This window comes from Proteiniphilum propionicum (assembly GCF_022267555.1).
Classification (GTDB): domain Bacteria; phylum Bacteroidota; class Bacteroidia; order Bacteroidales; family Dysgonomonadaceae; genus Proteiniphilum; species Proteiniphilum propionicum.
Map to the genome: position 1 here is coordinate 1097220 of NZ_CP073586.1, position 15057 is coordinate 1112276.

Here is a 15057-nt window from a genome sequence, read left to right on the forward strand (position 1 = left end):
TCATGAATTTCATCTACCGGTTTTTTTATATCTTTACAGCCGAAACCATCAAATTGTAGATGATGAGATACTTTTCTTCAATTATAACAGTTGTTGCAATGATAATGGCCATCTCCTGTACATCAAGCAAGAACGCACAATCTGATGCCAGGGATGAAATTTATGAGGGAGACAGGATAATTGTGCCCGATACTTTTGTATTGCCTAAAATACCGGGAACATTGACAAATCCTGATGAAAGGGCAAAATATCTGGTAAGCCATTATTGGGAGAGGTTCGATTTTGCCGATAACACTCTTATTCAACGTCCGGAAATTACTGAGCAGGCTTTTGTTGATTATATCAACCTTCTCGATTATGTTACAAAGGAGGTGGCCGATGCTTCCTTTGTCTATACATTGAGTAAAGCACAAGCTGACACCGCTATGTACAGGCATTTCGTTTCGTTGTTTGAAAAATACTTTTACGAGCCCAACTCTCCTTTCCGCAACGACGAGTATTATCTAAAGGTGTTACAGGAGACAGCCGGTTCACCCCTTTTAACGGATGAAATTAAATCGCGATACCGGTTTCAGCTTGATATGGCTATGAAGAACCGTATAGGGCAGAAAGCCAATAACATAAACTTTACAACTGTTTCGGGTCAAACCCTAAGGTTGTATGACCTCAGAAGTGAATACACCCTGCTTATGTTTACCAATCCCGGATGCCATGCCTGCGAAGCAGTGACAAGCCGGTTGAATATGTCGAAAGCATTGAACGATGCTCTTGCCCTGAACAACCAGTTGCGTACAATGCTAACCATACTTACCGTTTATCCTGAGAATGATCCGGACAGATGGTGTGATCATCTGACGGAATTGCCCGGAGGGTGGATACATGGCTATGATAAGGGCATGGAGATAAACAGGGAGAGATTATACGACATAAAGGCTTATCCAACTCTATATTTGCTGGACAGGAATAAAAGAGTGATTTTAAAAGATACCTCAATAGAAGCAATAGAAACCTTCTTCTCTGTAAAAATGTGATTTGTAGATGAATAGGTTTCATTAAAAATTAATATTAACATTTAAACATAAAGTTTTTGTCTAAATAATTTCAAGTAAGGAAAAAGTAGCTTACATTTGCATGCTTAAAACGAGACTTTTAGCGAAAAGTCTTTGAAAACAAGGGATATAGCATACTGCGTGAAGCAACGGCTCTATCCAAGTATAAACCAAATTTTTATTTTATGAAGTACGTGAACTTTTGCCTTATTGCATTGACTTCAATTGCACTATCGGCTGGTTCTGTGAAAAATGGAGTGCCTTCCACTGGTTTTTATCCGGGAGAAGCAATGCCTGACATTGTTTTGACGGATCTGGGAGGAGAATATCGGAACTTGCACGATTACTCAGGCCGAAAAGTTGTGGTAAATTTCTGGGCTACTTATGATGCCCAATCCAGAGCGAGAAATGTTCAACTGTATAATTATTTAAGAATGAATAATTTAGATGTTGAATTTCTTTCAATCGCCTTTGACAAAAACAGGAATGTGGTGCAAAGGACAATGGCTTTGGATAAATTGGAGAATATACCTCAGTTTTGTGAGGTAAAAGGAACCGATTCAGAGGTATATAAAGATTTTAAACTGGACAAGGGTTTCCGCAGTTACTTAATTGATGAGAATGGAGTTATTACAGCGATCAATCTCACTCCTGATGATTTAAAAAACATTCTTTAAGTTATAATTGAAAAAAAGAGCGGACGTCATTTTTTTTCGACGTCCGCTCTTTTAATTATTTTGTGGGAATAATTGGTCATTTCGCTTTTCCCTGATTAGCTACGGCATCCATCAGTTTTTTTATCTCTTCAGGATCTCCCAGGAAATAGTCTCTTTGCAGATTCATATCATCATCGAATTCAAAAACATATGGGACTGCAGTAGGTAAGTTGAGGCTTACTATATCTTCGTCCGATATATTTTTCAGGTGTTTGATAATACCCCGCAAGCTGTTCCCGTGTGCAGCAACAATCACCTGGTTCAGGTTTTTCATTTCCGGAACTATTGTGTTGTTCCAGTAGGGCAAAATTCTTTCCACAGTGTGTATCAAAGCTTCTGTAAGTGGAAGATCTTTTTCGTCAACATCTTTGTAACGGGGGTCTTGAAACGGAGAACGTTCATCGCCTTTATCAAGAGGAGTGGGTGGTACATCGTAGCTCCTTCGCCAGATAAGCACCTGTTCATCACCATATTTTTCGGCTGTCTCAGCTTTGTTTAAACCCTGCAGCATGCCGTAGTGTTTTTCATTCAAACGCCATGTTTTTTCAACCGGAATCCAATCCAGATCCATTTCATCAAGAATTACATTCAATGTTTTTACAGCTCTTTTCAGGTAGGATGTATAGGCTTTTTCGAACCTGAAACCCTCTTTCTTCAGATATTTACCCGCTTTATGTGCCTCTTCCACACCTTTCTCCGATAGATCAACGTCTGTCCATCCGGTAAAACGGTTCTCTTTGTTCCAAACACTTTCGCCGTGGCGAATTAAGACTACTTGTTTCATACGTTTTTTTTACTATTAAATTTTTATTTATTGTTCTACTTAAAAATCTCATTTAAAATTCCCAACTCAAATTAATAGTTTTCAAAGCGGAATTTCTCTTTTTTTCGAGAGATACCGTTTTATTTTCTTTTCATCTTCACTGTTTCTTGCACGTTTAACGTGTTGATTTACTTTTTATGGTGGCATTTTTATATATATTAACATTATCACTCTTCCAAGGCATGGCAATTCCTTGTCATAAACCCTTTTACGACACGAAAGATGGCGATGGACGATTAAGTGAAAATCCGTCATCCGGTCATCGTTGTCGTTATTCGCTGCTCAAAATCACGCCACCCCGCTTTTCGGTAATACTCCTTAGGCATTTTTACCGTGACCTGCCTGCCGGATTTCACCACTTTACCCGGCACTCGGATAAACCATTCTCGGAAGGTAGAGTGCTCTTGGCGCCAAACCCAAAAGTCGCCCCGGTATCGCATGAGCACCGATAAACTGTAGGCAAATGACGAAAGTTGCCAAAGAATATCGTTTACCCAAAAATCATGCGTGATGGTTTTTCCCGCACAAAGCGAGTTTTTGGTTTGCTCGATCCAATTCTCACTCTCTGATCGGGATCCATAAAGGGTATGGAGCTGCAAGGCATCCAATCCTTTCAGGTTCGAGCAATAGCAAAAGTACTCATACTCGGGTACAAATTGTTTTTTCGCCAAAATAATCGACTTCAACCATTTGCTTTATGATGCGCACGGCATAAAACATGCGGGGATTCCTCCAACCGCTACATTGATGTATAAACCGGCAGGTCGCCGTCCGTGGGTCAACCGGTTGCCATGTCTGCCCGGCAAGCAAATCTTTCAGGTTTTTCAGCTTTACTTTCACCAAATATTCATGTTTGCCCTCTTCCAGCAAATCAAACAATCCACCATTGAAAAAGCCGCTGTCTGCCCTGAAAAAAACCTTCTCCACCTTTTGGGGAAGAGCGGCCAAGGTTTCTTTGACAAATTCACAAACGCCGTTTGAGGTGTAGCTTGAACCCGGGCGGAGCCACGAATTGACAAGCAGTTTCATCTCCGTGACGAAACATAAGATGGGGTGATAGCTTTTCGCGCCCTTTTTATGCGAGTTGTAACCCACTTCAGCTCCTTGTTGGTTGCCGTAAACGGTAAATGTGCTTGAGTCGCAATCAAGCGTCACGCGTTTTAACCCGCAACGGGAAACTTGCAAGCCGGTAAAATCCAATAACAACTCGTGAAGCGAACGGGCGCCCCTTTCACCCAAACCTGTCAAATGGCGGCGTATGGTGTCCTCGTCAATGTTCTTGGGTAACTTCAACAAGCGGGAAACCAAGGCGTCAAAGGTGAAATTTTCAATCCGCTTCAAACGGTGAACACCGCACAACGAAGCCAACAGGACACTTGAGAGTATTTGGGCTGTACTGAAACGGCTTGCATTGTGCCGGGTGGTTGGGAAAAGATGTTCCAACCGACGATAAATGCCGCAATGGTTGATAAAATCAGAGGTTACGCTTAACCCTGAATATGACGTTAATTGTTCTGAACTGAACTCTTTCTTTACTGAACTGGCAGTAAATGAGATTTTTTTACTATTTTTGTATTGCATGTGTCGGGTGAGTGTTATTTTTTATTTAACACCTTAAAGATAAATACTTTATCTGACACATGCAACTTTTATTTGAGACTTTTAGGTTCTATTAGTTACTTCTACTGCAAAACTAAATAAAATCGGCCTAATTTCGGCTATTTGAATCCGATTTTATCAAATCATTTCTTCTGTACAGAATTACCGATGTTGTCTTTTTCTTCTTTTTCCATATTTTTGAGATGGCGAATTTGTATTACCAGGAGATAGAGCGACAGCAATGCTGCCAGTGTATCTGATACGGGTATCGCTATCCATAAGCCGTCAAGATTAAGGTAGCGAGGGAAGATGATAATTCCCGGCACAAGAAAGATCAACTGCCGGCTTAGACTCTGTATTATAGATTTAGCAGCATAGCCAAGGCTCTGGAAAAAGCTTGATGCTACAATTTGAAAGCCCACAAGCGGCAGTGCGGCTATCGATATCCTTATGCCTCTTTCAGTAATTGAAAGCAGTTCGGTATCGGTGGTGAAAGCAGCAGCAAAAATTCCAGGGAAAAACTGACCGCAAACAAAGCCCAGTATTGTTATTACTGTAGCAACTTTAAGTGAATAGCTGAGAGTTTCCAGTACTCTCCTGAAATTACGTGCACCGTAATTATAACCGATTATGGGCTGTGTACCCTGGTTAAGGCCAAGGATAATCATCAGGAAGATCATAAGCACGGTGTTGATGATACCGTAAGCACCTACAGCCAAATCGCCACCGTAACGCAAAAGCGACTGGTTCATAAGAACTGCCACAGCCGACCCTGCTACTTGCATGCTGAATGGGGATAGCCCAATTGAGATTATGGAAAGGATTATTTTTTTGTTAAGACGAATATATCTCCACCGCAGGCGTATTAAACTGTTTCTCCGGGTAAAGTGATGCATAACAAACAGCATTCCGATGAACATTGAGATTACGGTAGCCCATGCTACACCTTTTATTCCCAAATCGAACACGTATAGAAACAGAGGAGTAAGGATAAGATTGATAACGGCCCCTATGAGCATAGTGAACATTGCCTTTTTAGGGTATCCTGAAGCACGCATCATGGCGTTAAAGTTGTAGCAAAGGCTTACAAATACATTCCCGGTAAGCACAATTTGCAGGTAATCACGCGCATATGGCAGGGTGAGCTCGCTAGCGCCGAACGCCATCAGTATAGGATCCAGAAAGATTATGAACAGTGAAATAAAAATGGCATTGAGGATAATTGTAAGCAGGAGCGAGTTGCCTAGGATCTGTTCAGAGGTAAGTTTATCTTTTTTCCCCAGGCTTATTGAAATGCGGGCTGCTGCTCCCGATCCCACAAGCATACCAATTGAGGAGGTAAGAGTCATAACCGGAAAGGTGATGGCAAGGCCTGAAATTGCCAATGCACCCACCCCCTGGCCGATAAAAATACGGCCAATCACATTGTACAACGCGTTTACCGTTGTCCCAACAATGCCCGGGAGCGCGTAATCCCAAACAAGTTTGCTTATCTTCTTTGTTTGAAATTCCAGTTCTCTGTTTGTTCGCAAAATCTATGTATAGTAATAACCCTTTTCAATATCAGCCATTTAATCATCATCCATCAGTACATATAGCAAGAGCAGAATCTTTCGTTCAAATGACAGTTGAAAATGTTGGAGATATTAAATCAATTGCTGCAAAAATAATCAAAATTCCCCACATTTTCAGCACTTTTCCAACTTGTTAAGAAAATAGGGTTGACATTTTGGATAATTAATTTTATTTTTGAATTTTAAACCTGATAGCTATGTCCAATAAAGAACAACTGCTTCACTATGTGTGGAAATTCCGGCTCTTCCCTTCTGGTTCTCTCGAAACAACAGATGGCAGAAAAGTTGAAGTTATTGACCCGGGTACAGATAATAAAGATGCAGGTCCAGATTTTTTTAATGCCAAAATAAAGATAGGGGAGAGGTTATGGGCAGGTAATGTGGAGATACACAGTTCATCAGATGAGTGGGTGAAACATGGTCATCAATCTGACAAAGCTTACAATTCGGTTATTTTGCATCTGGCGGAAAAGGTTAACAGAGAGGTGGTAAATGAAAGGGGGCTGAAGATTCCGCAATGTGAATTGCAGATTCCGGAAAAAGTACGCCGGAGTTCCGAATATCTTATTTTTAGCGACAGTCCGTTGCCATGTAAAAATTTTCTCCCGTCGCTGCCGCTAAAGCTTATTGATTCCTATCTGGAAGAATTAGCTTTTGAGCGTTTGGAGCGTAAGGCCAACGATGTTTTTATGCATCTGAAACGTTTCAATAACTCCTGGGATGAGATGTTTTATGTTATGCTTTCACGTAATTTTGGTTCGGGGTTGAATTCAGATATGTTTGAGCGCCTGGCACTCTCAATACCATATAAAATTATTCAAAAGCACAGTGATAATCTTTTTCAGGTAGAGGCTCTTTTTTTCGGGCAAGCGGGAATGCTGGATGGGGAAACCATACTCGACAATTATTATGAGCAATTGCGTAATGAATACCTGTTCCTGAAGTCCAAATACCGATTGCAGAGCTTGGATGGATTTTTATTCAGAAGATTGAAAATACGTCCCCGTTCGTTTCCTCAAGTACGCATAGCTCAGCTGGCTGCCCTTTTGCAAAGATGCGGGAGATTGTTCCCGGTTGTTATTGACACAGAAGATAATAGCCGGCTGAGGCCACTGTTTTATGCAGAACCTTCCTCATACTGGCATACGCATTATTCTTTTGGAAAGATATCAGCCAAAGCTGCTAAACCCCTTGGAGAAACATCACTGAATAATATTATTATTAATGTGGTATCACCTGTCTTGGCAGCATATGGAGTAAAAACAGGCGATGAGATTTATTGTAAAAGGGCTGTTGATATTCTGAAATATTTAAAACCCGAGAGAAACGTAATTGTAAATACATTTGTGGAAACGGGTTTCAAACCACGCCATGCTTTCGATACTCAGGCTCTTATACAGTTACGGAGAGAGAATTGTGATAAACGTAAATGTTTCTCTTGCAGATTTGGGCATGCTATCCTCTCGTCGGGCAGTTAATTGGCACTTGTGAGGGAGTATTTGCTGTTTTCTCATAATGGTATATTTCAAATAAATTTGACTTCTGCTAGTTACTTGACGAAAACGTTGTATTTTTGTATGGTAAAATGTCTAAAGCCTAAAATGTTGAATAAAATTCTTTCATTATTTTCATTCCTGTTTCTGTCGTTGTTTGCCATTGTTATAATTCAATCTTGCGCCAACATTGCATCACCTACAGGAGGCGCCTACGATGTGGATCCCCCGGTGGTGAGAAGGGCAACACCCGGATTTAATGCACTCAATGCCTCTCCCGGTAGGATTGAGATAGAATTTGACGAAAATATTAAAATCGAGAAGCCCAACGAGAAAGTAATAATTACACCTCCCCAGCAAAATATGCCGGTAATCCGCTCTGTTGGCAGAAAGGCTATTGTAGAGCTTAACGATGAGCTGTTGCCAAACACTACCTATACAATAGACTTTACAGATGCAATTGTAGACAATAATGAAGGTAACCCAATCGAAAATTTTGTCTATTCCTTTTCAACTGGTGACCAGCTGGATACTTTGTCTGTCTCGGGAAAAGTAGTCACGGCTCAGGATCTTGAGCCTGTCCCCGGTATATATGTGGGCATCCATTCAAACCTTGATGATACCGCATTTACAAAAGTACCTTTCCAGCGAATCTCCCGTACCGACTCACGAGGAAATTTCACTGTAAGGGGGATATCTCCCGGCGAATATAAAGTTTACGCCCTTAATGATTTGAACAGGGACTACAAATATGACAATCCACAGGAAGCAATAGCCTTCCTTGATTCAATAATTATTCCTTCAGCAATAAGGGCTGAACGGCAAGATACTGTCTTTGTTGACAGCATAACAATTGATACTATCCGAACGGTTCAATATACGCGCTTTCTGCCTGACGACTTGTTGCTACGCACTTTTCTGTCAGATTTTCAACGTCAATATCTTCAAAAACATGAACGGCCCGAACAGAACCGACTTACTCTCTTTTTTGCTGCACCGACAGACAGGCCCACTTTTTCTTTGTTAAACCCAGGGGTAGATGGTGACGATTGGTATGTAGCTGAACGTAGCTCAAGAAACGACACTCTGATTCTTTGGATTACTGATTCACTTATCTATAAACAGGATTCCATAAGTATGAAAATCAATTACATAAGGACCGATTCGCTTAACAAGGATTATATAGCAACAGATACTCTCAATTTTAATATACGTAAATCAATACGTGGAAAACGTCAGGAAAGCAAAGGGGCAGAAGAAGAGCAGGCACTGAAGTTTCTGGGGATAAACAGCAACGTTCAATCTTCTTTCGAGTTATATAACCCAATCAGGATTGAGTTTGCACAGCCAATAGTAGCATTGGATTCATCTGACGTAAAACTGGAGAGAGCTGTTGACTCTTTGTTTGAAGTTGTTCCATACAGGATGGAGCATGATTCGCTCAATCCGCGTAAATTTACACTACGTCCTTCATGGATGCCCGGAGAAAGTTACCGCTTGACTATTGACTCTGCGGCTATTTTTAGTCATTACGGGATATGGAACGACAAGTATGAACAATTATTTACTGTTAAACCGCTTGATCAGTACGGTAATCTCGAAATATCAATTACCGGGTTGCCTGATGGTGAAAATGCTTTCGTGGAGTTGCTAGATAATTCGGATAAACCTTTTCGAAAAAGTATTGTCAAAGAGGGTAAGGCTAGATTTCAAGATTTACTTCCCGGCGAGATATATGCACGTATTGTTATAGACAGTAATGGCGATGGGGTTTGGACAACAGGTAATTATGACGATAAACGCCAGCCTGAAGAGCTGTTTTACTATCCGGACAAATTTCAGATCCGGGCATTTTCAGACCATAGTGAAGAGTGGAATATTCTTTCTACACCTGTGGTTAGTCAAAAACCGATTGAGATTACAAAGAATAAACCGGAAGAGAAGAAAAAAAGGAGGGATCCTAACCAGGAAAGGGAGAGACAACAGCATAGCCGGCAGAGTTCGCCGTTCTCAGGAATGGGTGGTTTAGGGGGGCCTTCTGCAATACAGCAATCGGGAAGCATGAGGTAGCCATTGAAAAATCAGAATCAACAACAAAATAATATGATAATGAGTAAAAGTAACACAACTATTGTTCTGATCCTGTTTTTAATTGTCGGTTTTTTGCAAATGAATGCACAATGCAACATGACAAATAGCACTTTTGCGAGCGGGGAAGACATACGTTATGACCTATACTTCAATTATGGCATCCTGAAAGCACGTGCCGGCAGGGGATCGCTGCAGGTTACTGAAGCGAATTACCGTGGACAAAACACCTATAAGACAGTAATGATGCTGAATTCATCTGGTTTGGCCGGCAGTTTTTACACCGTACACGATACACTGACATCATACATAGATATGAACCTTCGTCCTTTGTTGTTCACAAAAGAGGCATTTGAGGGGAAAGATTATTCAGTAGAAAGACAATCTTTTACATATGATGGTGACAAGATAACTATTCGTACTTTTCGAATATATAACGGGATAGAAAAATTCGATGAGGTTGTAACAACCGAAAAGTGTACCTATGATTACCTTTCCGCATTATTGTACGTACGCAATCTCGATTTTGCCGGCATGAAACCCGGTGACAGGCATTATATCCAGTTTATTACGGGGAGAAGGCCGGTAAACATGTATGTTAACTACCTTGGGGAATCATCAATAATGGCAAACGACGGGAAAAGGTATGATGTTATAAATATCTCAATGACCGTTTATGATGATGCGTTTACAAACCAGAAAGATGCTTTGAGGGCTTCCCTTACCCGCGATAAAAACCGTATTCCGGTTGTCATAGATACTCAGCTGAAGATCGGTTCAGTGAAAGCTGTCCTTAAGAGTGCTTCCGGCTTGATGAACAGGTAACAGCTGCCAGTTTTTATATTAAATTAATATTTTTAACAATATGAATAAGCCGGTTATACTTTTCAGCACGATATTGTGCATTCTCTTTACCTCCCTGGCTGTAATTCAGGCACAGGAAAACGAAGAGCAATATGCTATCATCGCAGAGTACACCTTTGATGAGAAAAATGTTGATTCAGCCATTGATCTTTTGCTTGAATTACAGGCTTTAACACTTGAAAATGAAGAGGGGTGTATTATTTACGATGTCCTTTTGAGCGAAGAAGACAGAAGGAAGATCTTTGTTTACGAATGTTATGAAAACGAAGCAGCATTTAAGATACATACTAACAGCATATACTTCAAGACTATCGTATCAGCAAAATTAACCCCTCTTGTAAAAGACAGTAAAAAGACAAAGGTAATACCACTCAACAATTCAGGCAATATAGGCAACGAGGAGATGTAATGATCTCCCGCCTGCCATGCATATATACAATTGCATATCAATCACGGTCATCACAGAGGGAACTTATGACGTATCGGATCGTCATAAGACTCCTGTAGCCTTTTCAGTTCTGCCCGCAGATCCCGGGTGATATCTTCATAACCTTTCTTTCCATAAAGATTATTCATTTCCGCCGGATCGGCATGCAGGTCAAATAACTCCCACTCATCAATATTGTCATAAAAGTGAATGAGTTTGTAACGTTCTGTTTTTACTCCGTAATGGCGCTTTACCGCATGTTCACCAGGAAATTCGTAGTAATGGTAGTAGAGCGACTTTCGCCATCCCCGCGGTGCTTTACTGTTTTTAAGCAGAGGCAGAAGTGAGGCCCCCTGTATGTCTGATGGAACTTCAACTCCTGCCAGCTCCAGCATTGTGGGTGCAAAATCTATATTTTGTACCAGCGCATCAATAATACCTCGTTTTTTGAATCGGGAAGGAAGCTGCATAACAAGAGGAGTGCTGAACGACTCTTCATACATAAACCGTTTGTCAAACCAACCATGCTCTCCCATATAAAATCCCTGGTCGGAAGTGTAGAAAATTACCGTGTTCTCGAGCATGTTGTTCTCCTCAAGATAGTCTAATACTCGTCCAATGTTTTCATCAAGCGACTTAATAGTCTTTGCATAATCGCGCATATAGCGTTGGTATTTCCACTCTGCCAGTTCTTTTCCAGTTAGCCCGGCAGCATAGAACTCATCTATTATTGGCTGGTAGTGGTTGTCCCAGGCAACTTTTTGTGCTGAATCCAGTCGAGCATACTCACCGTGTTCATAGGCATTGGATAGACGGGTTTTTACTCCTGGCTTCAGCATCTTCAGGTCATTAACAATATCCATGTCGTGATCGCTTGCAATGCTCATCTCCTGCTGCTGTGCCGCGACGCGCCCTTCGTAGTTGTCGTAAAAGTTTGACGGGAGCTCAAATGTTTTATCTTCATACAGTTTTAAGTGTGTTGTATCGGCCATCCAGTTACGGTGCGCTACCTTGTGGTGGAGGAACAGTACGAAAGGCTTATCTTTGTCGCGCTCATTATCCAGCCAGTTGAGGCTTAAATCGGTAATTATGTTTGTGACGTAACCGTTATAGCGCTTCCTCCCTTCAGGAGTGATGAAGTCGGGATTGTAGTAGCTCCCCTGGCCGGGGAGTATTTCCCAGTGATCGAAGTTGGTAGGCTGACTGTCCAGATGCCATTTCCCGATCATGGCTGTCTGATATCCGGCTTGTTTAAGCAGCTGTTGCACAGTCTGCTGGTCCCCGTCGAAAGATGATATATTATCTATTTTTCCGTTCTTGTGACTGTGCTTCCCTGTTAACAGGCATGCCCGGCTTGGTGCGGAGATGGAGTTAGCTACATACGCGTTTGTAAACCTGACTCCATTTTCGGCGATCCTATCCAGATTTGGGGTCTCAACATGACGGCTATCATAGCAGCTCATCATCTGACGGGTGTGGTCGTCGGTCATGATATATACTATGTTTAATGGCTTGGACAGGTTCTCATTTTTGCTTACACTACAGGATGCAAGCACGGCAGCTCCCGCGAGAGGATAAATAAGTTTTGTATAAGACGGATCCATCTGAATTTATAAGTTTTAAAAATTATACGACTTTAATAACGGGATAAAAAAATGCATTGCACAAATGTATAGTAAATTGCGCAACTATTAAAGAAATTTATCTTTAAATATAGATTAAAATTTTAAAAATTCTCCGAAAAGAGCTTATCTTTGTGTACTATTTCGTTAAGCAATACGAACAGAAGATAAGTCTAATTGCATTATTTCGTTGTTTGTAATTTTAAAATAAGCGATAAACAGAAGATGATTTTATTCGAATTATGCCATATCAGGAAATTAGAGAGTAAAATATTTTGATCTGAATGAAATAGTATGAAGTACTTAAAAATAGTGATAAAATTTGAATAACCCTACTTTGGTGAATCATTAAAGATTAAGAAAATGTCAGGCCAGATATACACCCCGAAAATACCCGAACCGGCACTCAGGCGCCTCCCCTGGTACTTGTCGTACGTTAAATTACTTAAAAGCCAGGGAGAAACAATTGTATCTTCTACGCAAATTGCGAAAAAGATAGGTGTTTCAGCATCTCAGATTGCCAAGGATCTCTCCTATGTGGATATAAGCGGAAAGACGAGGGTTGGTTATGATGTTGACGTGCTTATAAATGTATTGGAGACATTCCTGGGTTTTAACAACACTCACAAAGCAGTTGTATTTGGTGTTGGAAGCCTGGGAGCCGCATTGTTGTCGGATTCCGGCTTGGAGCAATATGGTTTGAAGATTATTGCCGGATTTGATGTGAAAGAGTCGATAGTAAACAAGAAGATACATAATATTCAAGTATTTTATTCTGGTGAATTTTTTGAAAGGAACAAAGAAATTGGGGCAGAGATAGGGATACTGACCGTACCTCCAGGTGCTGCCCAGGAGGTGTCTGAATACATGATTCGCGGTGGAATAAAGGGTATATGGAATTTCACTCCGTTCAGGATTCGCGTCCCGGAGGAAGTTGTTCTTCAGAATACTTCGTTGTATGCTCATCTGGCAGTCATGTTTAATCGCCTGAATTCATGAAAATTTTTGCTGTTGGCCTTAACTACGCTTCACACAATAAAGAGATGGAGCGTACGTTTGTTAGTAAGGAGCCTGTTATTTTCATGAAGCCTGATACAGCCCTGCTGAAAGACGGGAAACCGTTTTTTCTTCCTGGCTTCTCTGATGAGATTCATTACGAAACGGAACTGGTAGTGAAAATTGACAGATTGGGAAAAAATATTGGCGAACGATTTGCACACCGTTATTACGATGAGATAACGGTAGGTATTGATTTTACAGCTCGTGACCTGCAAAGGAAGCAGAAAGAGCTTGGGTTGCCGTGGGAGATAGCAAAAAGCTTCGATTGTTCGGCTGTTATTGGTGAGTTCATCTCTAAAAGTGAGGTTGCCGACTTGGGTAACGTGCATTTCCATCTTGATATCAACAGCAAGACTGTTCAACAGGGGAATACAAACGAGATGATATACTCGGTGGACAAGATAATTTCATATATTAGCCGGTTCTTTACTCTGAAAATAGGGGACCTGGTTTTTACCGGTACCCCGGCAGGTATAGGGCCGGTGAGCGTTAACGATCATCTGCAGGGTTATATTGAGGACAGAAAGCTGCTGGATTTCAGTGTGAAATGACTCTCTTTTATCTTTAATTTGCAATACATCATGAATAATGTAACTTGTGCTTTGCTGCTTTGCAGTATGTTGTTTTGTCAGAGCCTCCGTTTGTATTCGCAGGATTACAACCCTATTCCTGTTGCAATGCCCTCTTTACAGATAGCTCCCGATGCAAGAGGCGGAGGAATGGGAGATATTGGTGCGGCAACGATGCCCGACGTATACTCCCAACATTGGAACGCGGCTAAATATCCTTTCATCTCAGGCAGTGGAGGGGTTGCTTTTTCTTACACTCCCTGGTTGAGTAAGCTTGTTAGCGATATTAATTTGCTCTATGCTTCCGGATACAGGAAATTTGGGAATGACAACCTGAATGCTGTCAGCGCTTCGTTTCGTTATTTCTCACTTGGCAGTATAGATATTCCGGATCTGAATGGAGATTTCTGGCAAAGTGTCTCGCCACACGAGTTTGCTATTGATGTGGCTTATTCAAGAAAACTCACGGAGACTTTTTCTGGTGCGGTGACACTCAGATATATCCGCGCCGACTACTCGACAGGAGATGATGAGACAACTCCCGGAAAGGCTTTTGCTGCAGATATATCAGGTTACAACGAATCTTATATTTATCTGGGGCGTTCAGAAACATTGCTAGGATTTGGGTTCAACATTTCAAATATAGGCTCAAAAATCTCATATGATGGTGGTACCACATCAATGTTTCTCCCTGCAAATCTCAGGATGGGTGTATCCTTGGGATATCCTATTGACCCGAAGAATACTTTATCGCTCAGTTTTGATGTCAATAAACTGCTTGTGCCTACTCCAAAGTTGCCTGAGGACGGTGAGACGCCCGATGAGGTACAGAAACGAATTGACGACTATAACAATATCTCTTCCATAGGTGGTGTTTTTAAATCGTTTGCTGATGCACCAGGTGGTTTCAAAGAGGAGTTGCAGGAGGTCACGTTGTCTCTGGGAGCGGAATATGTATACGACAATCAGTTCTTTGTCCGTGCCGGTTATTACAATGAAAACGAATATAAGGGCAGCCGCCGGTTCTTTGCATTTGGCGGAGGTTTCAAAAAAAACGCTTTCCAGGTTGATGCTGCCTATCTCGTATCAACTGCACAGACGAACCCGTTGGACCAGACTTTACGCATATCACTTGGTTTTGATATCGAAGGTATAATGAATTTAATGAGGTAAA

General features: G+C 41.3%; 14 protein-coding genes. 9 read left to right on the forward strand and 5 right to left on the reverse strand.

The window, feature by feature from the left end; genetic code table 11:
- Positions 1-59 precede the first annotated feature (59 nt).
- A complete protein-coding gene (locus tag KDN43_RS04215) occupies positions 60-1031 on the forward strand; it encodes a DUF5106 domain-containing protein (RefSeq protein WP_238868428.1) in 972 nt (323 codons plus the stop codon).
- 203 nt (positions 1032-1234) lie between these two features.
- Positions 1235-1726: a TlpA family protein disulfide reductase gene (locus KDN43_RS04220; protein ID WP_238868429.1), complete on the forward strand. Its 492-nt coding sequence runs from the start codon at positions 1235-1237 to the stop codon at positions 1724-1726.
- 76 nt (positions 1727-1802) lie between these two features.
- Here KDN43_RS04220 and gpmA read toward each other — a convergent pair whose 3' ends face one another.
- The 4 genes from gpmA to KDN43_RS04240 all read right to left on the reverse strand — a co-directional run bounded on the left by gpmA (position 1803) and on the right by KDN43_RS04240 (position 5719).
- Entirely contained in the window at positions 1803-2549 is a 747-nt protein-coding gene (gene gpmA / locus KDN43_RS04225) for a 2,3-diphosphoglycerate-dependent phosphoglycerate mutase (protein ID WP_238868430.1), read from the reverse strand.
- A 290-nt stretch (positions 2550-2839) separates the two neighbouring features.
- Entirely contained in the window at positions 2840-3259 is a 420-nt protein-coding gene (locus KDN43_RS04230; RefSeq protein ID WP_238868431.1) for a transposase, read from the reverse strand.
- Complete coding sequence (locus KDN43_RS04235; RefSeq protein WP_238868432.1) at positions 3228-4169, reverse strand: transposase; 942 nt, start codon at positions 4167-4169, stop codon at positions 3228-3230. The genes KDN43_RS04230 and KDN43_RS04235 overlap by 32 nt, the downstream gene beginning before the upstream one ends.
- A 161-nt stretch (positions 4170-4330) precedes the next feature.
- Positions 4331-5719 (reverse strand): MATE family efflux transporter, encoded by a 1389-nt coding sequence (locus tag KDN43_RS04240; protein ID WP_238868433.1) that lies wholly within the window; start codon positions 5717-5719, stop codon positions 4331-4333.
- Positions 5720-5958: 239 nt separating this feature from the next.
- On the opposite strand from KDN43_RS04240, the gene KDN43_RS04245 reads away from it, so the two are divergent.
- From KDN43_RS04245 to KDN43_RS04260, 4 genes are all read left to right on the forward strand, one after another.
- Positions 5959-7239: a DUF2851 family protein gene (locus tag KDN43_RS04245; RefSeq protein ID WP_238868434.1), complete on the forward strand. Its 1281-nt coding sequence runs from the start codon at positions 5959-5961 to the stop codon at positions 7237-7239.
- A gap of 123 nt (positions 7240-7362) precedes the next feature.
- The gene (locus tag KDN43_RS04250; RefSeq protein ID WP_238868435.1) at positions 7363-9324 is read left to right on the forward strand and encodes an Ig-like domain-containing protein; all 1962 of its coding nucleotides are present in this window, start codon (positions 7363-7365) and stop codon (positions 9322-9324) included.
- Positions 9325-9363: 39 nt separating this feature from the next.
- On the forward strand, positions 9364-10167 hold the full coding sequence (locus tag KDN43_RS04255; RefSeq protein ID WP_238868436.1) for a DUF3108 domain-containing protein: 804 nt from the start codon (positions 9364-9366) through the stop codon (positions 10165-10167).
- A 40-nt stretch (positions 10168-10207) separates the two neighbouring features.
- A complete protein-coding gene (locus KDN43_RS04260) occupies positions 10208-10615 on the forward strand; it encodes a putative quinol monooxygenase (protein WP_238868437.1) in 408 nt (135 codons plus the stop codon).
- A gap of 50 nt (positions 10616-10665) precedes the next feature.
- Here KDN43_RS04260 and KDN43_RS04265 read toward each other — a convergent pair whose 3' ends face one another.
- Positions 10666-12237 (reverse strand): sulfatase family protein, encoded by a 1572-nt coding sequence (locus KDN43_RS04265; protein WP_238868438.1) that lies wholly within the window; start codon positions 12235-12237, stop codon positions 10666-10668.
- Between the two features lie 381 nt (positions 12238-12618).
- On the opposite strand from KDN43_RS04265, the gene KDN43_RS04270 reads away from it, so the two are divergent.
- From KDN43_RS04270 to porV, 3 genes are read left to right on the forward strand one after another with little or no spacing between them, the layout of a single operon-like run.
- Complete coding sequence (locus KDN43_RS04270) at positions 12619-13254, forward strand: redox-sensing transcriptional repressor Rex (RefSeq protein WP_238868439.1); 636 nt, start codon at positions 12619-12621, stop codon at positions 13252-13254.
- Positions 13251-13865: a fumarylacetoacetate hydrolase family protein gene (locus KDN43_RS04275; protein WP_238868440.1), complete on the forward strand. Its 615-nt coding sequence runs from the start codon at positions 13251-13253 to the stop codon at positions 13863-13865. The genes KDN43_RS04270 and KDN43_RS04275 overlap by 4 nt, the downstream gene beginning before the upstream one ends.
- Before the next feature lie 30 nt (positions 13866-13895).
- A complete protein-coding gene (porV, locus tag KDN43_RS04280) occupies positions 13896-15056 on the forward strand; it encodes a type IX secretion system outer membrane channel protein PorV (protein ID WP_238868441.1) in 1161 nt (386 codons plus the stop codon).
- The last annotated feature ends 1 nt before the right edge of the window (position 15057 follow it).

Coding starts and splice junctions, on each gene's coding strand:
- KDN43_RS04235 (WP_238868432.1), bottom strand. CDS start 4,169: ATGCAATACAAAAATAGTAAAAAAATCTCATTTACTGCCAGTTCAGTA.
- KDN43_RS04265 (WP_238868438.1), bottom strand. CDS start 12,237: ATGGATCCGTCTTATACAAAACTTATTTATCCTCTCGCGGGAGCTGCC.
- KDN43_RS04245 (WP_238868434.1), top strand. CDS start 5,959: ATGTCCAATAAAGAACAACTGCTTCACTATGTGTGGAAATTCCGGCTC.
- KDN43_RS04220 (WP_238868429.1), top strand. CDS start 1,235: ATGAAGTACGTGAACTTTTGCCTTATTGCATTGACTTCAATTGCACTA.
- KDN43_RS04275 (WP_238868440.1), top strand. CDS start 13,251: ATGAAAATTTTTGCTGTTGGCCTTAACTACGCTTCACACAATAAAGAG.
- KDN43_RS04260 (WP_238868437.1), top strand. CDS start 10,208: ATGAATAAGCCGGTTATACTTTTCAGCACGATATTGTGCATTCTCTTT.
- KDN43_RS04250 (WP_238868435.1), top strand. CDS start 7,363: ATGTTGAATAAAATTCTTTCATTATTTTCATTCCTGTTTCTGTCGTTG.
- KDN43_RS04215 (WP_238868428.1), top strand. CDS start 60: ATGATGAGATACTTTTCTTCAATTATAACAGTTGTTGCAATGATAATG.
- KDN43_RS04255 (WP_238868436.1), top strand. CDS start 9,364: ATGAGTAAAAGTAACACAACTATTGTTCTGATCCTGTTTTTAATTGTC.
- gpmA (WP_238868430.1), bottom strand. CDS start 2,549: ATGAAACAAGTAGTCTTAATTCGCCACGGCGAAAGTGTTTGGAACAAA.
- porV (WP_238868441.1), top strand. CDS start 13,896: ATGAATAATGTAACTTGTGCTTTGCTGCTTTGCAGTATGTTGTTTTGT.
- KDN43_RS04270 (WP_238868439.1), top strand. CDS start 12,619: ATGTCAGGCCAGATATACACCCCGAAAATACCCGAACCGGCACTCAGG.